We start from the raw sequence: 22633 nt of genomic DNA on the forward strand, positions 1-22633 counted from the left end.
TGTTCAAATGTAATTAGATGCAGTTGTTTTTGCAAATTTCTTTAATCTATAGCATAAAACCAAGAGCAAGCAAAAGTCCAAAGATTAAAATATTGCGGGCGGTCAGACCAAGAACGGAGTTAAGTTCTTTTCCGTGATTTATTGTTTTCATTTTCCGCCATGTAAGAATATGTGGAATCAGATAAATTATTGGAAGCGCTGCCGCCCATGGATATTTGGTAATAAGGCACACAAAGCACAATACAACAGCCATGACGCCATTCAGCAGATAGTAATCTTCTCCCGTCTGAGCGCCGTATTTAACTACAATTGTGCGCTTTCCGCTTTTTGCATCTTGTTCTCTGTCCCGATAGTTATTTACCATTAAAAGATTATCCGTCACTATCCCTACCGCCACGCCGGACATCATAACGGCCAACGTAATATTGTGTGCTATAACATAATATGTGAATCCAACAGGAACCAGTCCAAAGAAAATTATTACCAGAACATCCCCCATTCCCTTATAGGAAAGTTTTGTGGTATAAAGAATTGCAAAGATTACACAAATCACCCCTACTGCTATTAGCCACCATCCGCCGTAAATTACAAGCGGAAGTCCTATTGCGCAAGCAATTATTGTACAGATAATTATACCAGTTTTCATTGCTCCCTGGGTTATCCATCCCTGGGCGCATGCACGTTTTGGACCCAGCCGTTCTTCAGTATCAGAGCCCTTTTTAAAATCATAATAATCATTTATGAAATTTGCATCTATTTGCATGACAAGCGCATACAGAAGACACAAAAGCGCGGGGATAAAAAATCTGGGAGCGCCAAGCAAAGTTGCAATTCCGTAACTGCCTGCAGCACCAGAAGATATAGCAATGCGGTAATCGGCAATAGTTGCTGCAATGGCAACAATCACCGGTACCGCAGCACCGGACAAAGTCTTTGGCCGTGCCGCCAATATCCACGCTCTAAGCGAATTAGTTTTAATGGAAGAAGGTTCCATTATAGTCTTTTAAGTGAATGTTTCACAAGCTCTTCCAGAGTGTATTGCGGATTGTCTTTGACAATTTCATTGATGACTTTTTCAGCAGCGGCTTTGTTAAAGCCAAGCATAACAAGGGCGGAAAGAGCCTCCTGGGCTGCCTGTGTTTTTGGTGCGCCGCCGGCTATCAAAGAGTCCATTGAAGTATCGCCGCCTTTGACAATCTTATCTTTCAAATCTATTATGACTCTTTGAGCTGTCTTAAGCCCTATTCCCTTGATGCTCTTTATTTTATTAACATCTCCGCTTATGATTGCATTCTTCAGTTCATCTGAACTTAAAGATGACAGCATCATCCTGGCGGTGTTAGGGCCTATGCCATTGACGTTTATGAGCTTCATAAACATATCGCGCTCTGCTTTTGTGTAGAAGCCGTACCACATTGCAATATCCTCTTTAACATGGTAGTAGATAAAGAGTTTTACCTCCTTCAAACTTTGGATATCTGTAAAAGTCTGCAGAGAAATTTCCAGCTTGTACCCTATTCCGCCTGTCTCTACAATTGCCTGTGTGGGAGTTACTTCCGTAAGCTGCCCTTTTATATAATCATACATAGGAGAAATGTTTTTCTTGTTAACAGAGCAAAATTAAGTTTTTTTAGATGCAAAGTGAAAGTTTGTTTATAATTTTGCATACAACGCCAATAAGGCAGTAAATAAGAGCCATTTTGTAAATGGCACTTAGATTGATGTTATAAAAATATGGAAACAAAGAGCAATAGAAGATATAAGGAAAAAATTCCCGGCGCTGGCCCAGCAAATGAACGGGCAGCCGCTGATTTATTTGGATAATGCCGCTACTTCTCAGAAGCCGGTGGAGGTTCTGGAATTGCTGGACAAAATGAATGCAAAAGTAAATGCAAACGTGCATCGTGCTATGTATCAGCTATCTGATGAGGCAACAGGACTTTATGAAGGGGGCGCGTGAGAGGGTAAGGCAATTTATTAATGCTCCCGACAGGGAAAATATTATTTATACATCCGGCACTACGGCTTCTATTAATCTTGTTGCTACAAGTTTTTGCCAGAAGTATTTGATGAAGGGAGATGTGATTGTAATTACTGCAGATTCTCATCACTCTAACATTGTTCCGTGGCAGCTGGCTGCTGAGAGGATAGGGGCGGAAATCAGAATTCTTCCTATTGATGGCAGAGGGGCTCTTAGAATTGACCAGCTGGATAAGATGTTGGATGATAAAGTAAGGATTGTTGCCGCAACTCACATTTCCAATGTTCTTGGTCTTGTGAATCCCGTGGAGAAAATCATACAAATAGCTCATAGTCATAATATTCCAGTATTAATAGATGGAGCGCAGGGAATAGTTCATGCCCATGTTGACGTGCAAAAAATGGATTGTGATTTTTATGCTTTCTCTGCTCATAAAATTTATGGCGCAACCGGAGTTGGAATTTTATACGGCAAGAGCCATTATTTGAATGAGATGCCACCGTATATGGGAGGAGGTGACATGGTTGGAACGGTCACATATCAGAAAACTTCTTATGCCCCGCTGCCTCTGAAGTTTGAGGCGGGCACGCCAAATTTTATTGGCGCATCTACATTAAAACCGGCATTGGATTTTGCCGCCTCTGTTAGAGAGGGTGAAGTTGGAGAAGCCGTGAAAGCGTCTGAACAAGAGATAATTAAATATATGCTTAATGCGCTTCCAAATGAAGTAGGGGATGTGGAAGTTTATGGATTGCCGGAGGGGAAAGTTTCTTCTCAGGCGTCAGATGATACGGGAGATAAAATTCCTTTGTTCTCTTTTAATATCAAGGGATGCAATGCCGGAGATGTAGCGCAATTGCTTGATAAGATGGGCGTTGCGGTAAGGACTGGCTTGATGTGTGCGGAGCCGCTGTTAAATTCACTTGGAGTTACAAGTGTCATAAGAGCCTCATTTGCACCGTATAATACGCTTGAAGAGGCAAAGAAATTTATTGAATGTGTTAAGAGAGCAAAGAAAATGTTGATGTAATTATGACAATTAATGAAATACAGAATCAAATAATTGAAGAGTTCTCAATCTTTACTGACTGGATGGACAAGTACCAGTACATTATTGACTTGGGAAAGAATCTTCCAATTATTGATGAGGCGGATAAAAAAGATGAGAATCTGATTAAGGGATGTCAGAGCAGAGTGTGGCTGATTTGCAGTGAAAAGGATGGAAAATTGTTTTTTAGAGCAGACAGCGATGCTATAATCACAAAAGGTATAATATCCTTATTGGTAAGGGTTTATGATGGGCAATCTCCTAAAGATATTTTAGATTCTGATTTGCATTTTATAGATGCGATAGGGCTTAAGGCAAATCTTTCTCCTACCAGGGCGAACGGTTTGGTTTCTATGATTAAGCAGATTAAAATTTATGCGCTGGCGTTTGCAGAGAAGGATGCAAAATAAAGTTGCAAAGTAAAGATGTAAAAAAGTAGAGTTGCAACTATTGAAAGAATTTAATGTGGCTGATTTATTAACGATTTTATAGAATTTTTATGGCAATAGAGAGTGATGTAGTTAGGGCGATAAGACAGGTGTATGATCCGGAAATTTCCGTGAACATTTATGACCTTGGACTTATCTATGAGCTTAAGGTTGAGGAGGGTGGAAAGGTGTATATTAAGATGACAATGACTTCTCCAACCTGTCCTTTGGCAGATGATTTGGTTAGGGATGTGAATGAAGCGGTCAAAGATGTGCCGGGAGTTACGGATGTTAAAATTGAGCTTGTTTTTGAGCCGGCCTGGGATGAGAGCAGAATGAGCGAGGCGGCAAAACTGGAACTGGGACTTCTGTAAAAATTCATTAAAGTTGTAAAGAGTATTTCTATGCAAAAACTGTATAGGGTCTATTTGTTGCTTGGGAGCAACATCGGGGATAAAAAAGGTATTATTGAGAAAGCTGATAAACTTTTGATTGATAAACTTTTACCAGATTATTTGGATGTAACGGATTTAAGTGAAGCGGTGCGGACATCTTCCATATCTGAGACTGAGCCGTGGGGAATTTTTGAGAAAAAGACAGATGAAACCGGAAATATAATCCCGACAGAGAAATTTATGAATCAGGCCTTTATGTGCTTGACCTATAAGGAGCCGCAAGAGGTTTTGGATATTTGCCTGGAGACTGAAAAAGAATTGGGCAGGACAAGAAAGGAAGAGAAGCAGCCAAAGGATTTAAACAAAAGGAAATATCTGTCGCGAACTATAGACATAGATATTTTAAAAATTTTTGCAGAAAGCAGTCATGGAAACAATAATACGGTATGTGCTGAATTGCAGATAAATACAGAGAACTTGACGGTGCCTCATGCAAGATTAAAAGAGCGGCCGTTTGCCCAGAAATTGCTTAAGGAAATTTTATAAGTAAATTTGCAACCCCAGAAAAAACAAAGGTCGGTGCCTAATAATACGCCGCTTATAAGCGTTTAAGGGGATTTAATATTTTTTGATTATGACACAGGAAGAACTTTTTAAGAATCTGATTGCCCATACAAAAGAGTATGGTTTTATTTTTCCGTCCAGCGAGATTTATGACGGACTTAGCGCGGTTTATGATTATGGTCAAATGGGCAGCGAGCTTAAGAATAACATAAAGAAATATTGGTGGGATGCTATGGTTAAGCTGCATGAGAATATTGTGGGGATTGATTCCTGCATTTTCATGCATCCTAAAATTTGGAAAGCTTCCGGACACGTTGATGCATTTAATGACCCGCTGATTGATAACAAGGATTCTAAAAAGCGTTATCGCGCAGATGTACTTGTAGAAGATTACATTGCAAAGCTGGAGGCTAAAAATTAACAAGGAAGTTGAGAAGGGAAAAAGAGATTTGGAGAGAGCTTTGATGAAGAGAAGTTCCGTGCGACAAATCCGAATGTGCAGAGAGAAGCTGTTAAGATACAGAAGTTAGAGAGAGAATGACCAAGGCCCTTAATGACAATGATTTGCCGCTTTAAGACAGCTGATTATTGATTGTGAAATTGTTGACCCAATTTCCGGAACTAAAAACTGGACAGATGTAAGGCAGTTTAATCTTATGTTTTCCACTCAGGTAGGAAGCGTTTCTGATGATGCTGGAACAATTTATTTGAGACCGGAAACCGCCCAGGGTATTTTTGTAAACTTCCTTAACGTGCAGAAGAGCGGCAGAATGAAGATTCCTTTTGGAATAGCTCAGATTGGTAAAGCTTTTAGAAATGAGATTGTTGCAAGACAATTTATATTTAGAATGAGAGAGTTTGAGCAGATGGAGATGCAGTTCTTTGTAAAGCCGGGTGAGGAGATGAAATGGTTTGAGTACTGGAAGCAGCACCGCTTGGCTTGGCATACTGCAATTGGCTTGGGCAAAGAGAATTACAGATTTCATGATCATGAAAAACTTGCGCATTATGCAAATGCGGCAACTGATATTGAGTTCAATTTCCCATTTGGATTTAAGGAGCTGGAGGGTATTCACTCAAGAACAGATTATGATTTGAAAAGACATCAGGAGTTCAGCGGAAAGAAGATACAATATTTTGATCCTGAGGATAATGCAAGTTATACCCCTTATGATATTGAAACTTCTGTAGGCCTGGACAGAACGGTACTTGCTATTCTTTCATCTGCGTATAATGTTGAAAAACTGGAGAATGGAGAAGAGAGGGTTGTTATGAAATTTCATCCGGCTCTTGCACCTGTTAAGGTTGCGGTTTTGCCTCTTGTTAAGAAAGATGAATTAAGTGCTGTGGCCCAGAAGATTATGGATGAGCTGAAATTTGATTTCAATTGTCAGTATGAGGAGAAAGATACTATCGGGAAGAGATACAGAAGACAAGATGCTATTGGCACGCCGTTCTGCGTAACCGTTGATTTTGACACACTTAATGATAATGCTGTTACCTTAAGAGAGAGAGATTCCATGAAGCAGGAGAGAGTGCCAATTGAGAAGATACATGAAATTGTTGCTCAGAAAGTGAGCATGAAGAGACTGCTTGAGCAGTTGAAATAAAACGTTTTGCGGCGGGTAAAAACTGTCGGGAACTTTAAAAATAATAGGGGAATTTTGCAAAAACAGAAATAAGTTTTACATTTGCAGCCCCTTTAGGGGATTCGGGGTGTGGCGCAGTTGGCTTAGCGCACCTGCTTTGGGAGCAGGGGGTCCTCCGTTCGAGTCGGAGTACCCCGACAAGTTTTTCATAGTAAAGTTTGGAGCAATCATTTGCGTAAGCGGGTGATTGCTTTTTTTGTGCATTGCAAGTAAATTCTTTGTGCAGTATTTCTCCGGTTTTTCCATTTGAATAGAAATTAAAGCTTAACCGCTGGCATTGATTTTGGTCATAAGTTCTAAAATGTTCACTTTTTAGTCTAAAACGGAATAAAAATGAAAAGGATAATTTGTGTTTTATTTGCGGTTCTGATTGCCGCCGGAGCATCTGCCCAAGTGTATTATGGACCTGGGTATCGTTCTCATAGAGTGATAATTAACCAAGACCAGCAGCAACCATCTCGGCAACAATATTATCGTAATGATTATGACTATGATAACGTTTTCCGTCATCATGGATACAGGGGTTTTGTAGATAACGGATATACCGTTGGAGTAGGGGATTATAGTCTGGACAGATATGATATCTCCACAACTCACGGTTGTCAAATTAATCCGTTTGTCTTTGTTGGAGGCGGTATTGGCGTTGTCTATTTTGATGCTGACAACAATAATCATGATAACTATAACAGCAGTTACTTTAATGATTATGATGACAATCTGTATAGCTTTAAAATGTTTGCAGATGTAAGGTTCCATTTTTTGCCAACGACAATTAGCCCGTACCTTGATTTTAAGAGCGGGTTTATGGCGGGCGATATTCACGGTCCCACTTTTAATGCATCATTGGGAATTTCTTTAAGAAACCTGGATTTGAGCATAGGGTTTAACTGGCTGAGATACAATTATTCAAACGACAGCGATGATGATTATAATCCATATTGGAAAGATGGTATTACAGGCAATTACAAGGATGTAAACATGAACGGAATTTCATTCCGCATAGGAGTGAATTTCTGACAATATATATTTTGCAGTTGTTAATGTGACAGCTCGGAAATCTTGATTTTATTCTCTTTAGTTATTCTAAAAGAATCTCTGGATTTTTGAGCTGTCATTTTTTTTATTCTTCCCGACAGTTCATTGTTTTTTAGGAAGTTAATTGTCTTTTCAGGATATTTTGCAGCAGCGGTTGCAAGGCACCATGCAACTCCCATTTCTACATAAAAAGGAGTTTTAAAACCTTCTTGCAATTTTGTTTTGGAGTTGCCCGATGTTGATTTTTCTTTTGAATAAAATTGTCCTTTTTTGCCGCCAACAGTTCTGCATGCTGATAAAACATTATCAACATATTGGTCATCTAAAAAATTGACCATCAGCATTATTACGGCAAATCTGCAATAAAATTCTTTTGTGGATTTCAGATAGGGTTGCAGAAAATTCCATACAGATTCTTTGTCAGCTGCAGTTAGTTTTTGAACCCATTTTGTGGTGCTGCAGGCAACATCATTGACTGCCCAATTATCAATCATTGGGATAAATTTCTTATACCACTTAAATCTCTCATTTAAAGGCATTTTAGCAGAACCAATCAAAATGCCTGTGAGTAATTTTTCCTCCAGAAAAGTTGCCTCTGCGGTTTCTGCTTCCAGAATTTTTTGCCAATCTTCCTGGACGAGCTTTTTTGCAAGAGTTCTGATGGCAGGAATCCTTATTCCCAGCACGCTCTCTTTTTGATTTGCCGCAGCTTCTTTGCTCCAAAAACTATGCGGGCGTTAAACTCTTTGTATTCACCGTCGTGAGGCAAAATAAGAGCTTTTAATTGCTTTAATATTTCTGTGCGGGTTTTATTCATGCGTCATTCTGGTTATTGTGAGGATTCTCTGAGTGCCAACGTCTGTGCAAAGTTAAGAAAGGGAGAGATGTGTGCAAGCGGTGAAAATGGTAAATCTTTCTGTAATTTATGTAACTTGCAATAGGGTACAGGGCCTTATTTTTGCAACATGAAATTATGTTTAAACAGAGATAATAAATTTAAAAATTAATAATTATGAGCAATTTTGATATGTATGTTCCTACCAGGCTGGTGTTTGGACAAGGACAGTTGAATAATCTTCACACACTTCCGCTTCCCGGAAAGAAAGCGTTGATAGTTATTTCCAATGGTAAATCTACAAGAGCAAACGGTTATTTGGACAGAACTCAGGAACAGCTTAAAATGGCTGGTGTTGAGTATGTTGTATTTGATAAAGTTGAGCCTAATCCTTTAAAGGCAACCGTTGAGGCAGGCGGAAAAATGGCGCGTGAAAACAAATGTGATTTTATTCTGCCGCTTGGCGGAGGGAGTTGCATGGATGCTGCAAAAGGCATTGCTACAATGGCTACAAATGACGGTGATTTGTGGGATTATATTGCGCTTGGAACGGGCAAGGGAAAACCAATTATTAATCCGCTCCCGATAGTTGCTATTTCTACAACAGCCGGAACAGGCTCAGAGACAGATAATGGAGCAGTTATTACTAATCCGGATACAAAAGAGAAGACCGCTCTTTTTGGCGTGAATTTGTTTCCGGTTCTTGCTATTGTTGACCCTGAACTTATGGCATCTGTTCCTCCAAAATTCACAGCATATCAAGGCTTTGACGCAATCTTCCACAGTCTTGAGGGATATGTTTCCAAGTGTGCAAATTTGATGAGTGATATGTATGCTCATACCGCAATTTACAATGTGTCTCATTATCTGCCGCGTGCCGTAAAGAACGGGAAGGATATGGAGGCAAGGGAAAAAGTTGCCTTTGCAAATTCTCTTTCCGGAACTGTTATGTGTGTTGGAACTTGTACTGCGGAGCACTCTTTGGAGCATGCGTTATCTGCTTATCATCAGGAACTTCCACATGGGGCAGGCTTGATTATGATAAGCAAGGCTTATTATTCTTGTCTGATTAGAAAACACTCTTGTGATGATAGATTTGTTCAGATGGCTAAGATTATGGGAATGGAGAATGCCTCTAAGCCTGAGGATTTTATAACAATGCTTGCAAAGCTTCAGGAGGATTGCGGCGTTGCAGATTTAAAGATGTCTGATTACGGAATTAAGGAGTCTGAATTTGAGGGGATGGTTAAGAATGCAAAAAGCTGCATGAGCATGTTGTTTGATTGTGAGAGACTTCCATTAACAGATGAAGATTGCTTGAGAATCTATCGTGAGTCTTACAAATAAAAGATATGGAAATAAAAAAACTTCTTTATCCAGTTGGAGACTTTAATTCTGCTTATGCAAAATACTTTATCGGTAATAGTTATTTAAATGTTCTTGCAACAGGAGAGGGGAAGCTGCCAATTGTAAATGTTACTTTTGAACCCGGATGCCGCAATAACTGGCATACTCATTACAAAGGCGGTCAGATTTTGATTTGTGTTGCCGGCAGAGGCTGGTATCAGGAGTGGGGGAAGGCTCCAAAAGAGTTGCATGCGGGTGATGTTGTGGATATTCCTGCCGGCGTAAAGCATTGGCATGGAGCAGCTAAGGATTGCTGGTTCCAGCATATAGCAATTGGAGTTCCTGCAGAGGGAGCTTCTACCGAGTGGCTGGAGCCTGTGACAGATGAAGTCTATAATAAGCTTCCGTAAGAAATTTTAACATAACTTTGCACATAAGAACTCACTAATAAGAATTAGACATGTTTAGAAAAGTTAGAATTATTTTGGCGGCGATTTTCTTTATTGCCATAACACTTTTATTTTTAGGAATTTGCGGCGGCTATGCAAAATGGCTTTCATGGGTGCCAAAGATGCAATTTCTGCCTGCGGTTCTTTCACTAAATATAATAGTTGTTGCAGCGCTGATAATTTTAACTTTAATAATTGGCAGAATTTATTGTTCCGTTATTTGCCCTCTTGGCGTTATGCAAGATGTAATATCCTGGATTTCAGGCAAACGCAAAGGGAAGAAAAACAGGTTTACTTATTCTCCTGCAATTTCATGGCTGAGGTATGTGGTACTTGGACTTTTTATACTCGCGATAGTTTTTGGAATTCATTCTTTTGTTGCGCTGCTTGCGCCGTATAGTTCTTATGGAAGAATTGCGTCTAATTTATTTGCTCCGGCAGTACAATTGGGACACTATCATATTTTAAGTTACTATGTTTTTGGAGTAGCAGTTATTACTCTTGTTGTAATTTTTATTCTTGCATGGAGGAACGGCAGAACCTATTGTAATACAATATGTCCCGTTGGAACAGTACTTGGATTTTTCTCCAGGTTTGCAATGTTCCGTCCAATGATTGATAATTCCAAATGTGTGGGCTGCAAGCTTTGCGGCCGCAGATGCAAAGCATCTTGTATAAATTATGATAATCATAAAATAGATTATAGCAGATGTGTCTCTTGCGGAGATTGCATTGGTAATTGCAATCAGGGTGCAATTCATTATCATTTTATGTGGAAAGGCAGGCAGCAGCAGGATGCGGCTGAGGCAAAAAAAGTGGTTGCTGATGCAGATAAAAAATCAGATGCTCCTGCACAACAAACTGTCGGGACACAAAATTTTACACGCCGCAACTTTCTGACAGCCACTGCAATGCTGGCGACAACCGCTGCTTTGGCAAAAGATAAATGTGTGACAAAAGTAATGGGCGAGCCTGATAAAGTTTCCAGGGAAACACCAATTCTTCCTCCAGGAGCGATGAGTGCGGAAAACATGGCTGACCATTGTACCGGCTGTCAGCTTTGTATTGCAAATTGTCCCGGTCATGTGCTGCATCCTTCAATGGGTCTGATGACTTTTATGCAGCCAACCGTCTCTTATGAAAAAGGTTTTTGCCAGCCAGATTGTGACAAGTGTTCTAATCTGTGTCCTGCCGGTGCTATAAAGCCAATCAAGGCAGAAACAAAATTTAAAGTTCATATTGGCCATGCTGTTTGGCAAGGCTTTAACTGTCTGGTTTTGAATAAGAACGTGGCATGCGGAGTTTGCTGGCAAAATTGTCCTTATGGTGCAATTACCATGCTGCCGCTGGATGAGACTAATCCCGATAGTTTGCAATATCCATCTGTAGATGACAGCATCTGCGTGGGTTGCGGCGCCTGTGAAAAAGCTTGCCCTGCCCGTCCGGCCAAGGCAATCTATGTAGAAGGTTACGACAAACAGGTTTTTGATAAATAAATCACTTTTCCTGGCTTCTGCTGCCATTTGGCAAAGTTAGAAGTAATCTTTGTACCAGATTTAAAAGGTCAAAGAAATGGAAAACGAGTCATCATCTGTCGGGAAAATAATAGAGTCAATCACAACTGCGGCAATTATAATTATTTTAATAATCACCTGTCCCTCAGAGGGAAAAATGAAGAATACGGTACTTGATGATGCCGCTCAGTTTGACTTGGAGTATAATTCTAATTTAAATAGCGGAGCATATCAAGTTGCAAGATTTTTTAGCTCAATGCTACCGGGTCTCGTAAATAATTCCATAGCTGCAAGATATGATATAAGCGTTACCCAATACGTTGTTTTTTCTATTTGTAAAATGACTGATGTTCAAACACATGAATCACACATAGTTGCGTTTGGCGTGTTGAGCAATGTGTTTATCTGCGAGGGAAATCTGACAGAATTGATAGAAAACGGAAACCGGGTCTTAACAGAAGAATAAATTCATAACTTTGAGAGAGAATTATAACCTCAAGAAAATAAACAAACTGCACTATGAAAAGAAAACCAGAAGAAACTATGAAAATGTTAGAAAGAAATAAGACAATGTTAAAAGAGAATAAAAAATCACCAGCCAAGAAAGTAAGGCCTTTGGTTAAAATTACCTCCCCCAAAGGGTATGGATTTAAGTGGACTACTGAGTATGCAGTTCATGTGACATTTGGAACGAAACAAGATATTATGGATGCTATTTTTGAGGATGCTAAGGGTTTAAAGTTTAAAGATATTCCTAAGCTTCTTAAAGAAATGATGCCTTGTACAATATTGGAAGAAACAAAAGAAATTCCTTTTGCAGAGGCTCAAAAATTATATTTCCAGGGTGGCAAAGATTCTGCCGGCAGGGATATATTAACGTTTTAATTATGAGGGTAAAAATTTATAGAGGTTCGCATGAGATTGGCGGCAGTTGCATAGAAGTTACAACCTCTACAAATAGAATCATTCTGGATGCTGGAATGCCTCTTAATTATGATGAATTAAATGATACTGAACAGAAAAACATTGACGATGAGGCAGAACGGTGGTGTGAAGGAGCAGATGCAATTTTTATCAGCCATTATCACGCAGACCATACTGGACTGTTGAAACATATTGACAAAAATATTCCGGTGTATCTATCTGAAGGAACATTAGCTGCTGTGTCCGTTCCCAGAAAACATTTGAGCGAAAGACTGCGATTGAATAATAATTTTATCACTTTTAAATCGTATGACAAAAGTAATCCCGACAGATCTGTTACGGTTGGTTCTATTAAGGTAACTCCTTATACAGTAGATCATTCAGCATTTGATGCATGTGCTCTATTAGTTGAGGCGGATGGCAAACAACTGTTATATAGCGGAGATATTAGAATCAGCGGCAGAAAAAGAGGGCTTTACAAATGTCTTCCAAAAAATGTTGATTGTCTGTTGCTTGAAGGAACAAATATTAGAAAAGAAGAAGATCATTCTGTTAAAACGTGTGATGTTGGGGATTTACATTTTGCTAAATGTGTAAGGAGGTATTATTTTGAGAATGAGGTAGAAAGTGAGTTGTGTAATTTGTTTTCCGGCAGTAATAAGCTGCATTATATTTGGGCCTCTGCATTGGACATTGACAGGATTGTTACCATTTACCAAGCATGTGTTAAGACTCAAAAAACATTATATATTGATTTATATACGGCAGCAGTCCTAAGAGATATTAATGAAGTAAGAAATACTATTCCCTCCGCAGAGACGCATCAAAAAATAAATGTCTATATACCTAAGAGTTATAGGCACCCGAATAATCATAAAGTGGAAGAGTTGAGACAGAATGATGCAAAGTATTTTAGCGACAAAGGTAAAGTGGTAAAGAAGGATGTAATAACGCAGGATTCTGGTTCATCTGTGGTGCTTGTACGTCCTAGGTTGTTGAGAGATATTTTAAAGCCGCTTAAGGTGAGAGATGTGGATTTTATCTGGTCTGTTTGGCTTGGCTATCGTAATAAAAATAAAGAACTTGTCAAATGGTTAAATGATAATCAGATTCCATTGTATTTTGCTCATACTAGCGGACATGCTGATGTTGAATCTTTGCAAAAGATTGTGAAAAGCGTTAGCCCAAAGGCGATTATCCCTGTACATACAGAAGCGCCGGAGAAATTTGAAGAAGTGTTTAAGGGGTATAAGATTTTACAAGGGGCGGATAGTTACGATGTCTGAGATTTGTAGGTAGTTTTATTGTCTAAACTTAAATTTAATATTAATATGAAAACAAATTTTATTGGGTATTCAGAACGCGGTATGATGGATGCGCTTGTATTTTCATTTATGGAAAAGCCAGAAACATTAACACACTTTTTGGAAAAAATAAAAGGATTAAAAATCAAAGATATCGCAGAATGTGAATTATACCTAGAACACTCTTTATCTGAATTTGGAACCCCAGACTTAGTTATCATTGTCTCTCATAAAGATAAAGATAGTACAAAGGATGCAATCTTTGTGGAGGCAAAAGTGAAGGCATACGGTGGACTGAAAAAATCTGAATCTAATTTCAAAAGTCGGAATAAGTATGACGGTTATAGTTCAAATCTTTTTTATCAATTATATCTTAAAAAACTATTATTTGATAATCGTGAGAACATCAATATCAATATCAATATCAATAAAAGAATATGGATTACGGACAAGTATAGAAAAAAAAGAACAATCGGGCAGAATACAACAGTCTTAAAATTGTTTAACAAGATTGTACCGTGCAAAAATTCATATTATGTAGCAATTGTTCCTAAACTAAAAAAAGATATTCCAGAAGACGTAGCAACATATACTAATTTGAATTTAGGGTCGATTAATTTTATCAGTTGGGACAGCATTGTAAACGACACAGATGAAAATAGTGTTCTAAGAGCCGTGTATAGGTATAATGAGGGTTTAATTGATGATCAAGGAATAAGATTAGGCCAGTAATTCATAAATAATTGTTCCTAATTTTTACCATGACCACATACTACATAGAACGTCCGTACTCTGTTGACTACGGGATGGTGGAGACTCTCTGGAGAATCCTTAATAATGATTCCCCTAAGGGCTGGCGTAAGCTATTGGGTATCTGCGTTAAAGAGCTTGATTTGCAGGATGTTCGGGAGTTACATTTGTATTATGCGAATTTTAACAAGAAGTATTACATTTCTAATGCGCTTGTAATTGCTACTCATGAAAGTACCAAAAAGCAAGATGCAATTTTCTTTAGCAATTATGACTCGGAGGAAGATTGGGGAAAAATCAAGAGTAATTGTGAAAGATGTTTTAGAAACCAAAAAATAAAAAAGAGCACTATCTCTAAAATTTACAATGTCGTATTTGTCCAACAATCAGGCGTTTCCACTATTAAGCAAGATGACGGCGTTAAGATTAATATCATGTATATCGGCTGGAATAAAATAGTCGAATCATTCAAAGAGCTTATTGAGAAGTTCAACGCGGCAAATAAATCAGATGCCTTTGATTCAATCATTTTTAGTGAGAAAACTTTCATTGAAACTTACTCACCTTTTGATATCCCGATAGTTATTAATGCGACAAAGTGCGGTTTTGCTTTAATTGGAGGAACTGCTGTGCAATTTCTGGCTAGGATGTATAAAGTGAAAGAGAATAGAGAGCGTCCTAGAGATGATATTAATTTTATGTCAAAGGCTGATAATAAGGGAATTGAAGAATTCAAAAAATATCTGTCGGGAGAAAAATTTTTGCCATTAGTAGAAGAGAATAATGGATTTCAGCTGGGCTATGCTAATAAAAAAGAGGGAGTTGAAGTTGATGCCTTGTTGACGTATGATCCTGGATTTGAGGGACAGACTGAGCGGGTGAATTTGACTACGGAAACGTATGATGAAATTTCCGTGCTATTTTGGAAACCTGTTTATCTTTTTAAAGCAAAGGTGCAGCGAATGTTAACTTCAGATTCTAGGCGCAATGAGGATGGTGCAGATTTGAAGACTTTGTATGATATAATTGAGAAGCGCGGAGAAAAGGCGGAACTGGAGAAGGAGCTTTCCGGGATGGATTTGTCTGCGGCGATGATAAAGTTGATAGGGGATTTGCTGAAAGAGGGAGAATCTCATAGGCTTTAAAAAATACAATCAATTAGTTTTTAGAGAGTTGCAGGGACGCGTTGGGCTTAAAAAGGCTCAACGGAGGCTTGCAATAATCATATTATCAAGCGATTAACGTTTTTATGGCCTATGAAAAATTTGGCGGATGGTGCTCGCCGCTGAGGCGGCTGCGCATTCTCGCATTAGCCTGTCCGGCTGGGGATGCTAGAGCAAATGCAAGATGTTTTGCGGCACGCCGCAAAACCCCTATAAAACTTAAAAGGCACCTGACAAGCAAGCTTGTGGTGCCTTTTGCGTTTTACAAGGTGTTGCAGAGCAACATCTTGCATTTGTTCGCGGTGAGGGCGAGATTCGAACTCGCGGAACGGGAAACCCCGTTCGTCAGTTTAGCAAACTGGTGGATTCAGCCACTCTCCCACCTCACCGGAAGCCTAAGCTAAATTTCCTCTCTTTCAAAAGGAGTGCAAATATAATTGATTTCTGCGGTTAACCAAAATTTAAGCCTCTGCCGGAGCAGCATTTGCTTAATAGTGTTGTGGTTACTTTGAAATGTTTTCTCTCATATCTGTATCTGCCTGAATGTTTTTCAGACGATAGTAATCCATTACTCCAATGTGACCTTTTTGGAATGCTTCTGCAATGGCCATTGGGATTTGTGCCTCAGCCTCAATGACTTTGGCGCGCGCCTCCTGAGCCTTCGCTTTCATCTCCTGTTCTAGAGCTACCGCCATTGCGCGTTTCTCCTCAGCTCTGGCCTGTGCAATGTTCTTATCTGCATTTGCCTGGTCTATCTGAAGGATGGCGCCGATATTTCTTCCAATGTCTATGTCTGCAATATCAATGGATAAAATTTCAAATGCTGTTCCTGCGTCAAGTCCCTTACCTAGAACGACTTTGGAAATACTGTCGGGATGCTCAAGAACTTTTTTATGACTGTCTGCAGCACCTACTGAAGAGATGATTCCCTCTCCAACTCTGGCAAGCACCGTCTCTTCTCCTGCGCCTCCAACCAATTGTTTGATATTAGCGCGTACGGTTACTCTTGCTTTGGTAATCAGCTGAATACCATCTTTTGCAACTGCCGTTACAGGAGGTGTATTTATAACTTTAGGATTTACAGACATTTGCACAGCTTCAAAAACATCACGTCCTGCAAGGTCAATTGCAGCAGCCATATTGAAGTCCAATGAAATGTTTGCTTTATCTGCTGATATTAAAGCGTTTACAACATTAGGAACATTTCCCTTTGCAAGATAGTGAGCTTCCAGCTGATTGGCATCCAAATGCAATCCCGCCTTTGTTCCGGTAATCATTGCCATTACAATTGTTCCGGGAGGAACTTTTCTCCAGCGCATCAGAACCAGCTGAAGCAGAGATATTTTCACACCGGAAATTAAGGCCTGGAACCAAAGTGTGATAGGGAAAAACCATAACAGGATAAGGAGTGCAACAAAAGCAACCATTATCCAAATAATCATTGTAGCAGGACCCATCATAATATTTTTAGTTTAAAAATTTCTAATTGATTTTATCATCTTCAACCTCACGCACAAAAACTTTTGTGCCATCTATATCAGTGACTTCAAGCTCTTTACAAGCATCTATCAGCTGGCCTCTGGAGAATACTTCTATGTTATTCTCTCCTATTCTTGCCTGTCCTCCAGGGGCAAGACGTGTTAGAGAAATACCTTTAAGACCAACTTTGATTCCTTTCTTTCTTGGGTCTTCATCAACTTTTGCGTTGATGTTTGTTTGCAGGCTTGCTCTTTTCCACGTTTTTGAGCGCAGTAAAAGGAATAACAGCAAAAGGATTAGCGCAACATTAATTAGTATAATCCAAGTTCCCCATACGTGTCCAAAATGATACCATCCAAGGCAGCAAGAAGCCACCATTGCAGCAATGCCCAAAATGCCCGTCACACCAAATCCCGGAATGATTATTAATTCAGTAACTAATAAAATTACTCCTATGATAATCAGTGCAATAATAAGTGCCCACATAGTGTTTAATGTTGATTTATTTTAACGCAATATAAAAAAACTATTTGACTTTTTCCACAGAAATAGTTTTGTCGGAAATATTCTTAAGTTTATCTGCAAGTGAGTTTGCCTCTGCAAGTTTGGAGAACGGGCCTATTATAAAATTGCCCGCTATTTTTGCAATATCTTTCTGCGTGCTTTCCTTTAGGACTTTAAGAACATCTTCCGGCAGAGAGCTGTCGTATCCAGAAATTATAACGTTGTATGTAGCGGCAGACAATTTTTTCTCCATCGCTCTTGCCGCATTTAAAGAGACAGACTCTCTGTTGTTTAGCGCAACTATTGAGGCAGAGCGAAATCCTATCTTTTTTATTCTCGACAGTGCCTTTAAAGCCTCTGGATATGAGTAGAATAGGCCGGCATTATAAAAATATTTGCCGCCTGATTTTTTTTCAAATACGGGGCTTATTCCTTTGAATGTTTTTAAGGTTGCAGGTTTGGCAAGCTGTAAAAATCTAACTTGATAAACTAAACCTTCCGGCACGTCTTCCGGTTGTCCCATTTGTGAAGCGCCTATCCTGAAAGTCAAGTCTTTTTCCGGTGCCGCTTTTTCTACTTTCATTGTTGGCGTCTCGCCTAAAGCGTTCTGTTCAAATATATTATCGCTGACGGCAACATTAAGTGAATCTTTTTTTGCAGAATTATTTGATGTGGTATCTGCTTGCTTTACAGGCGGAACAATCATTCCGTCGGATAGGAAATTTTCCTCTATTTTTTTCAGTGCCGCAGCCGCTTTGTTTGCTTTGTCCTGCAAGTCCAGAGTGTTGCGCTCTTCTTCAGTTATTTTTTGCGCAAGTGCTGTAAGAGAATCTGTTCTGCGGGCGGTAAGCAAAGAATCTGTTGAACTTCCAATTCTGTTTTTTAGCGCCGCATATAGTTCCCTGTTTTTCTTCTGCCTTGCAATAGACTGGTTTATAGATTTTTGCAGGTTTCTGTATTGGATGCTGATGCGGGAATAATTTGCGGTAGCAGATTGTGTAACAGAGTCCGCCGGAGTTGCGGAAGAGCTGATGTCGGCAGTTTTTATTTTTTTGTTAATCCCGACAGCTGCTGCAGAATCTCTCTCTTCTTGTGTTTTTCCGCTCCTTAATTTTGATATTTCCAGCGCCTCCTCCGGAGTTGTCTGATGCTTAACGGGGAGCGGCTCAAATGCTAGAACATAAAGAGTAATTTTATCCGGCGCGTAGCTGCTTTTTGCCGGATTGTCTAAATTTCTTGTGGAGGCAAAAATTGAATATTTCCCGTCGGGAGTATTATAAAAGAACAAATCATCTGACGGGGATGAATAGGGGAAACCCATATTCTGCGCCATGCCCCAATCTCCTGTCTGCTCATCCCAGTCGCTCACATACAGGTCATAACCGCCTGCGCCATAGTGGCCATTAGATGAGAAGTAGAGTTTTTTGCCATCCGGAGAGACATAGGGAAACAGTTCATTGCCGGAAGAGGTCACATTGTCATTTAGAACTTTTGGTGCGCTCCAAACATTATTGGCACCCTTCTTTGTCATGTAAATATTCCAGCTTCCGTTCTTGTCTGCTTTACTATAGTAAAGCACGGAAGTGTTTGACGGAAAGTAAATTGTGTCCTTTCCGCCGCCTAGAGAGGCGGGAATCTCCACAAATGAACCCTCTTTTGAAAGTCCCGGATAATGCAGAAAAAAATCTTTTTTGCTGAAGGTGGATTTGGTGATGACCTTTGGCTCAGCTACATAATTCAGCAAAGCCTCCCCGTTATCACAAGTCACAATTTTTGACTCCAGCCTTGCCCTGTCGGGAGCTGAAGATTCCATCTTTACAAGATTTTTATAGATGCCTTTTGCTCTGGAAAACTGATAGACGCGCACCAGAGAATCTGCCGACGCCTCCAGCTTGTTCCCCTCCTCTTGCTGCTTATTTTGTGAAAACGCATGCCCGTATGAAAATAGCATTAACTGCAAAGAGGCCGCGGATATGATTAATAGGAATTTTATAGATTTCATTTGAATGTGCCAAAACGCTGTAACAAAGGTAGGAAATACTTTATATTTTGAGAAAAAATTGTACATTTGCACCCTACTTTTAAAAACAATATCACATGCAAAGTAAAGGTGCCATTAGATTTGTGGCGATTTTAATAGCTCTGGCGTGCTTGTATCAACTATCATTTACTTGGGCAACCAGACATCAGGAGAATAAGGCAAAAGATTTCGCAGAGGCTGCGGTTACAGCTATGAAGAAGACTCCGCAATATGCGGCAGTTGCTGACATGGACAAGGCGTATTTCCTTGATTCACTGCGTAAAGAGAGGAACAGGTATTATATAGATTCCATTACCTCTCAGAAAGTATTTTTTGGCTTTACCTACAAAGACGTAAAGGAGAAAGAGATTAACCTTGGATTGGATTTGAAGGGCGGTATGAACGTTATGCTTCAGGTTCAGTTGAAGGATTTGATTAGGGCTTTGTCAGATAACAACCAGTCACCGGAATTCCAGAAAGCCCTTGCTCTTGCAGAGAAAAATGAGGTTGTAAGTCATGCAGATTTCATTACGCTATTTGAGCAGGCTTGGAACCAGGTAGCTCCGGGCAAGAAACTATCCGCCATCTTTGGTACTTATGAGATGAAGGATAAGATTAAGCCGGAAACCACTAATGCTGAGGTTATTGCAGTAATCCGCACGGAATCTGAAAGTGCTATCGCAAACTCATTCAACGTTTTAAGAAGCCGTATAGACCGTTTTGGAGTAACATCTCCTAATATTCAAAGAATTGGCAACACCGGTAGAATTCTTGTAGAACTTCCCGGAGTTAAAGAGCCTGAGCGTGTTAGAAAACTGCTGCAGGGTACTGCCTCTTTGGAATTTTGGCCTACGTTTGAAAACAAAGAAGTTTACAGTTATTTGGAGCAGATTAATAATACCCTAAGAGATATTCTTGCAAATGTAAAAGTTGCAGATACTTCCAAAGTTGCTGCTTCAGCAGATAGTACAAAAGCAATTGGTGCAGCAGATACTACTAACAAAGCTATAAGCAGTTACAAAGAGCAATTGCTTGCTGCAGACTCAACTTCAAATAAAGAGAATGTAAATTACGCAAAATCAAATCCGCTGTTCTCAGTTCTTCAGCCGAGCGCATATCAAGGTCAGCTTGCGCCGGGTCCTGTAATTGGAAGAGCTCATTATAAGGATACTGCAAAGATTAATGCATATTTAAGATTGCCTCAGATTAAAGCAATTCTTCCTGCAGAACTTGTTCCAATGTGGACAGTTAAGGCAGATCCTCAGGATAAGAGCGGAACTATTTTTGACCTGATTGCAATTAAGAACGCTACCCGCGACGGTAAAGCACCTCTTGACGGAAGTGTTATTACTGATGCAAATACAGCATATCAGACAAGCGGAGGTTCTCCTGACGTTGAAATGTCAATGAACCCGGAGGGTGCAAGAACATGGGCAAGACTAACAGCAGATAACTTGCAGAGAAGCGTTGCCATTGTGTTGGATGGAATGGTTTATTCATATCCTACTGTTCAAACTGAAATCACAGGCGGACGTTCTCAGATTACCGGAAACTTTACCGTAGAAGAGGCTCAGGACTTAGCTAATGTTTTGAAATCAGGTAAGTTGCCTGCTCCTGCAACAATTGTTCAGGAACAAGTTGTCGGACCTTCTTTGGGTGCCGAGTCAATCAATGCAGGTTTGCTTTCATTCATTATCGCATTCTTGCTGGTATTGATTTACATGGTTTTGTTCTATCAGGGTGCGGGTCTTGCAGCTGATGCCGCATTGCTTACAAACGTTTTGTTCCTGATGGGAGCTTTGGTTTCATTCGGAGCGGTTTTGACATTGCCTGGTATTGCAGGTTTGGTATTGACAATGGGTATGGCGGTTGACGCCAACGTCATCATATATGAACGTATCAAGGAGGAGTTGCGAGCGGGCAAACAGTTACGGCTTGCAGTTCACGACGGTTACAGCAATGCATATTCTGCAATCTTGGATGGTCAGATTACCACAATAATTGTAGGTATTGTTTTGTTCATCTTTGGTACCGGTCCGGTTCAAGGATTTGCTACTACGTTGGTAATTGGTATCATTACATCCTTGCTGACTTCAATATTTGTTACAAGGTTGATTTTTGAATCACGTCTTGCACGTAATAAGAACATCACATTTGATAACAGTCTGACAAGAAACTTCTTAAAGAATACGCACGTTAACTTTGTTCATCTGCGTAAATATGCATACACTATTTCCGGAATTATAGTAGCCGTTGCACTTGCCTTCATTCTTACAAAAGGCTTCTCTTATGGAGTTGATTTCACAGGTGGTCGTACTTACGTTTTGAGATTTGACCAGGATGTTACTGCTGAACAGGTCCGTGCAGCGGCAATGAAGGAATTCAATGAGAGCGTTGAGGTTAAGCAGTTTGGATCTGGCAGCCAGATGAAACTGACAACTAAGTATAAGATTAAGAATAATTCTACAGAGGTTGACAAAGAGGTTGAGGCTAAATTATACAATGCATTAAAGGGCATGTACAAGAGCCAAATGTCTCTGGAAGAATTTACAACTACGGTAGATAATCCTAACGGAATTGTAAGTTCTGATAAGGTTGGTCCTACCATTGCAAATGATATGAAGAGAAAGGGAGTTTTGGCCGTCATCATATCACTGCTTGCAATCTTCTTATACATAGCGGTCCGCTTTAAGAACTGGTCTTGGGGCGCCGGCGGAGTTATAGCATTGGCGCATGACTCTATCCTTGTAATTGGCTTCTACTCAATATTCAGCGGAATTCTTCCATTCTCATTGGATGTTGACCAGACGTTTATTGCAGCAGTTTTGACAATCATCGGATATTCAATCAATGATACCGTGGTTATCTTTGATAGAATCAGGGAGTACAGAAGATTATATCCAAAGAGACTTTTGAGAGATAATGTAAACGGAGCCGTAAACAGCACATTGTCAAGAACAATCAATACATCAGGAACAACGCTTGTCGTTTTGATTGCAATTGCAATATTTGGAGGCGAGGTTATCCGCGGATTCTCTTGCGCTCTTTCACTTGGAGTTATAGTTGGTACATATTCTTCTATCTTTATCGCAACTCCTATCATGTATGATTTGAACATGAAGAAAGAGAAAGAGAAAGAGGAGAAGGAAGAGGAGAAAAATCAGGGCGGCAAGAAGGGAAAGAAACAGATTCCTGCAGCTGCTCCTGAAGCACAACCTGCCACACCAGAGGTTAAAGCCTAAGT

Annotated in this window: 21 protein-coding genes, 2 tRNA genes and 2 pseudogenes; 17 read left to right on the top strand and 8 right to left on the bottom strand. The window is 39.8% G+C overall.

All coding sequences use genetic code 11. The features are described 5' to 3' along the window. Nucleotides 1–46: 46 nt before the first annotated feature. The gene (menA, locus tag LKM37_02955; GenBank protein MCI1719972.1) at nucleotides 47–994 is read right to left on the bottom strand and encodes a 1,4-dihydroxy-2-naphthoate octaprenyltransferase; all 948 of its coding nucleotides are present in this window, start codon (nucleotides 992–994) and stop codon (nucleotides 47–49) included. Then, the gene (gene ruvA, locus LKM37_02960) at nucleotides 994–1587 is read right to left on the bottom strand and encodes a Holliday junction branch migration protein RuvA (GenBank protein ID MCI1719973.1); all 594 of its coding nucleotides are present in this window, start codon (nucleotides 1585–1587) and stop codon (nucleotides 994–996) included. Before ruvA ends, menA begins: the two co-directional genes overlap by 1 nt. A 205-nt stretch (nucleotides 1588–1792) precedes the next feature. Here ruvA and LKM37_02965 point away from each other — a divergent pair, with 205 nt between their 5' ends. The 8 genes and pseudogenes from LKM37_02965 to LKM37_03000 all read left to right on the top strand — a co-directional run bounded on the left by LKM37_02965 (nucleotide 1793) and on the right by LKM37_03000 (nucleotide 7082). After that, complete coding sequence (locus LKM37_02965) at nucleotides 1793–1960, top strand: aminotransferase class V-fold PLP-dependent enzyme (protein ID MCI1719974.1); 168 nt, start codon at nucleotides 1793–1795, stop codon at nucleotides 1958–1960. Continuing rightward, entirely contained in the window at nucleotides 1926–3011 is a 1086-nt protein-coding gene (locus tag LKM37_02970; protein MCI1719975.1) for a cysteine desulfurase, read from the top strand. Before LKM37_02965 ends, LKM37_02970 begins: the two co-directional genes overlap by 35 nt. Before the next feature lie 2 nt (nucleotides 3012–3013). Next, a complete protein-coding gene (locus LKM37_02975; protein MCI1719976.1) occupies nucleotides 3014–3439 on the top strand; it encodes a SufE family protein in 426 nt (141 codons plus the stop codon). A gap of 89 nt (nucleotides 3440–3528) precedes the next feature. After that, nucleotides 3529–3831: an iron-sulfur cluster assembly protein gene (locus LKM37_02980; GenBank protein ID MCI1719977.1), complete on the top strand. Its 303-nt coding sequence runs from the start codon at nucleotides 3529–3531 to the stop codon at nucleotides 3829–3831. Between the two features lie 30 nt (nucleotides 3832–3861). Beyond that, on the top strand, nucleotides 3862–4398 hold the full coding sequence (locus tag LKM37_02985) for a 2-amino-4-hydroxy-6-hydroxymethyldihydropteridine diphosphokinase (protein MCI1719978.1): 537 nt from the start codon (nucleotides 3862–3864) through the stop codon (nucleotides 4396–4398). Nucleotides 4399–4486: 88 nt separating this feature from the next. Further along, nucleotides 4487–6026: pseudogene (locus tag LKM37_02990) on the top strand (glycine--tRNA ligase). A gap of 102 nt (nucleotides 6027–6128) precedes the next feature. Further along, nucleotides 6129–6203: transfer RNA gene (locus LKM37_02995), tRNA-Pro, on the top strand. Between the two features lie 195 nt (nucleotides 6204–6398). Continuing rightward, nucleotides 6399–7082: a hypothetical protein gene (locus LKM37_03000; GenBank protein ID MCI1719979.1), complete on the top strand. Its 684-nt coding sequence runs from the start codon at nucleotides 6399–6401 to the stop codon at nucleotides 7080–7082. Nucleotides 7083–7102: 20 nt separating this feature from the next. Here the strand turns inward: LKM37_03000 and LKM37_03005 are convergent, their stop codons facing one another. Together LKM37_03005 and LKM37_03010 are read right to left on the bottom strand one after the other, a co-directional pair. Then, nucleotides 7103–7786 (bottom strand): DNA alkylation repair protein, encoded by a 684-nt coding sequence (locus LKM37_03005; protein ID MCI1719980.1) that lies wholly within the window; start codon nucleotides 7784–7786, stop codon nucleotides 7103–7105. Continuing rightward, a complete protein-coding gene (locus tag LKM37_03010; GenBank protein ID MCI1719981.1) occupies nucleotides 7774–7917 on the bottom strand; it encodes a hypothetical protein in 144 nt (47 codons plus the stop codon). Before LKM37_03010 ends, LKM37_03005 begins: the two co-directional genes overlap by 13 nt. A gap of 195 nt (nucleotides 7918–8112) precedes the next feature. Between LKM37_03010 and LKM37_03015 the strand changes: the two genes are divergently transcribed. The 8 genes and pseudogenes from LKM37_03015 to LKM37_03050 all read left to right on the top strand — a co-directional run bounded on the left by LKM37_03015 (nucleotide 8113) and on the right by LKM37_03050 (nucleotide 15368). Further along, on the top strand, nucleotides 8113–9282 hold the full coding sequence (locus LKM37_03015) for an iron-containing alcohol dehydrogenase (protein MCI1719982.1): 1170 nt from the start codon (nucleotides 8113–8115) through the stop codon (nucleotides 9280–9282). 14 nt (nucleotides 9283–9296) lie between these two features. Continuing rightward, nucleotides 9297–9692 (top strand): annotated as a pseudogene (locus LKM37_03020) (cupin domain-containing protein). A gap of 50 nt (nucleotides 9693–9742) precedes the next feature. Then, nucleotides 9743–11227, top strand: a complete 1485-nt coding sequence (locus LKM37_03025) for a 4Fe-4S dicluster domain-containing protein (GenBank protein MCI1719983.1) — start codon at nucleotides 9743–9745, stop codon at nucleotides 11225–11227. Nucleotides 11228–11303: 76 nt separating this feature from the next. Next, nucleotides 11304–11711 (top strand): hypothetical protein, encoded by a 408-nt coding sequence (locus LKM37_03030; GenBank protein MCI1719984.1) that lies wholly within the window; start codon nucleotides 11304–11306, stop codon nucleotides 11709–11711. 53 nt (nucleotides 11712–11764) lie between these two features. Then, nucleotides 11765–12130, top strand: a complete 366-nt coding sequence (locus LKM37_03035) for a hypothetical protein (protein MCI1719985.1) — start codon at nucleotides 11765–11767, stop codon at nucleotides 12128–12130. Nucleotides 12131–12132: 2 nt separating this feature from the next. Beyond that, nucleotides 12133–13455: an MBL fold metallo-hydrolase gene (locus tag LKM37_03040; protein MCI1719986.1), complete on the top strand. Its 1323-nt coding sequence runs from the start codon at nucleotides 12133–12135 to the stop codon at nucleotides 13453–13455. A gap of 45 nt (nucleotides 13456–13500) precedes the next feature. After that, the gene (locus tag LKM37_03045) at nucleotides 13501–14205 is read left to right on the top strand and encodes a hypothetical protein (protein MCI1719987.1); all 705 of its coding nucleotides are present in this window, start codon (nucleotides 13501–13503) and stop codon (nucleotides 14203–14205) included. A gap of 11 nt (nucleotides 14206–14216) precedes the next feature. Beyond that, nucleotides 14217–15368 (top strand): hypothetical protein, encoded by a 1152-nt coding sequence (locus LKM37_03050; protein MCI1719988.1) that lies wholly within the window; start codon nucleotides 14217–14219, stop codon nucleotides 15366–15368. A 318-nt stretch (nucleotides 15369–15686) separates the two neighbouring features. Here LKM37_03050 and LKM37_03055 read toward each other — a convergent pair. The 4 genes from LKM37_03055 to LKM37_03070 all read right to left on the bottom strand — a co-directional run bounded on the left by LKM37_03055 (nucleotide 15687) and on the right by LKM37_03070 (nucleotide 19437). Next, a tRNA-Ser gene (locus tag LKM37_03055) sits at nucleotides 15687–15775 on the bottom strand. 114 nt (nucleotides 15776–15889) lie between these two features. Then, nucleotides 15890–16843 carry a flotillin-like protein FloA gene (gene floA / locus LKM37_03060; GenBank protein MCI1719989.1) on the bottom strand — a complete coding sequence of 318 codons (954 nt, stop codon included), beginning with the start codon at nucleotides 16841–16843 and terminating at the stop codon, nucleotides 15890–15892. 25 nt (nucleotides 16844–16868) lie between these two features. Next, the gene (locus tag LKM37_03065; protein MCI1719990.1) at nucleotides 16869–17351 is read right to left on the bottom strand and encodes a hypothetical protein; all 483 of its coding nucleotides are present in this window, start codon (nucleotides 17349–17351) and stop codon (nucleotides 16869–16871) included. 40 nt (nucleotides 17352–17391) lie between these two features. Next, entirely contained in the window at nucleotides 17392–19437 is a 2046-nt protein-coding gene (locus LKM37_03070; GenBank protein ID MCI1719991.1) for a hypothetical protein, read from the bottom strand. Nucleotides 19438–19466: 29 nt separating this feature from the next. Here LKM37_03070 and secDF point away from each other — a divergent pair, with 29 nt between their 5' ends. Next, on the top strand, nucleotides 19467–22631 hold the full coding sequence (secDF, locus tag LKM37_03075; protein ID MCI1719992.1) for a protein translocase subunit SecDF: 3165 nt from the start codon (nucleotides 19467–19469) through the stop codon (nucleotides 22629–22631). Nucleotides 22632–22633: the final 2 nt, after the last annotated feature.

Source organism: Bacteroidales bacterium (assembly GCA_022647615.1).
Lineage (GTDB): Bacteria > Bacteroidota > Bacteroidia > Bacteroidales > UBA932 > Egerieousia.

What these genes read in the sequence shown, in the direction of transcription:
- menA (MCI1719972.1), bottom strand. Translation starts at nt 994, where the DNA reads ATGGAACCTTCTTCCATTAAAACTAATTCGCTTAGAGCGTGGATATTG.
- ruvA (MCI1719973.1), bottom strand. Translation starts at nt 1,587, where the DNA reads ATGTATGATTATATAAAAGGGCAGCTTACGGAAGTAACTCCCACACAG.
- LKM37_02965 (MCI1719974.1), top strand. Translation starts at nt 1,793, where the DNA reads ATGAACGGGCAGCCGCTGATTTATTTGGATAATGCCGCTACTTCTCAG.
- LKM37_02970 (MCI1719975.1), top strand. Translation starts at nt 1,926, where the DNA reads ATGAGGCAACAGGACTTTATGAAGGGGGCGCGTGAGAGGGTAAGGCAA.
- LKM37_02975 (MCI1719976.1), top strand. Translation starts at nt 3,014, where the DNA reads ATGACAATTAATGAAATACAGAATCAAATAATTGAAGAGTTCTCAATC.
- LKM37_02980 (MCI1719977.1), top strand. Translation starts at nt 3,529, where the DNA reads ATGGCAATAGAGAGTGATGTAGTTAGGGCGATAAGACAGGTGTATGAT.
- LKM37_02985 (MCI1719978.1), top strand. Translation starts at nt 3,862, where the DNA reads ATGCAAAAACTGTATAGGGTCTATTTGTTGCTTGGGAGCAACATCGGG.
- LKM37_03000 (MCI1719979.1), top strand. Translation starts at nt 6,399, where the DNA reads ATGAAAAGGATAATTTGTGTTTTATTTGCGGTTCTGATTGCCGCCGGA.
- LKM37_03010 (MCI1719981.1), bottom strand. Translation starts at nt 7,917, where the DNA reads ATGAATAAAACCCGCACAGAAATATTAAAGCAATTAAAAGCTCTTATT.
- LKM37_03015 (MCI1719982.1), top strand. Translation starts at nt 8,113, where the DNA reads ATGAGCAATTTTGATATGTATGTTCCTACCAGGCTGGTGTTTGGACAA.
- LKM37_03025 (MCI1719983.1), top strand. Translation starts at nt 9,743, where the DNA reads ATGTTTAGAAAAGTTAGAATTATTTTGGCGGCGATTTTCTTTATTGCC.
- LKM37_03030 (MCI1719984.1), top strand. Translation starts at nt 11,304, where the DNA reads ATGGAAAACGAGTCATCATCTGTCGGGAAAATAATAGAGTCAATCACA.
- LKM37_03035 (MCI1719985.1), top strand. Translation starts at nt 11,765, where the DNA reads ATGAAAAGAAAACCAGAAGAAACTATGAAAATGTTAGAAAGAAATAAG.
- LKM37_03040 (MCI1719986.1), top strand. Translation starts at nt 12,133, where the DNA reads ATGAGGGTAAAAATTTATAGAGGTTCGCATGAGATTGGCGGCAGTTGC.
- LKM37_03045 (MCI1719987.1), top strand. Translation starts at nt 13,501, where the DNA reads ATGAAAACAAATTTTATTGGGTATTCAGAACGCGGTATGATGGATGCG.
- floA (MCI1719989.1), bottom strand. Translation starts at nt 16,843, where the DNA reads ATGGGTCCTGCTACAATGATTATTTGGATAATGGTTGCTTTTGTTGCA.
- LKM37_03065 (MCI1719990.1), bottom strand. Translation starts at nt 17,351, where the DNA reads ATGTGGGCACTTATTATTGCACTGATTATCATAGGAGTAATTTTATTA.
- LKM37_03070 (MCI1719991.1), bottom strand. Translation starts at nt 19,437, where the DNA reads ATGTACAATTTTTTCTCAAAATATAAAGTATTTCCTACCTTTGTTACA.
- secDF (MCI1719992.1), top strand. Translation starts at nt 19,467, where the DNA reads ATGCAAAGTAAAGGTGCCATTAGATTTGTGGCGATTTTAATAGCTCTG.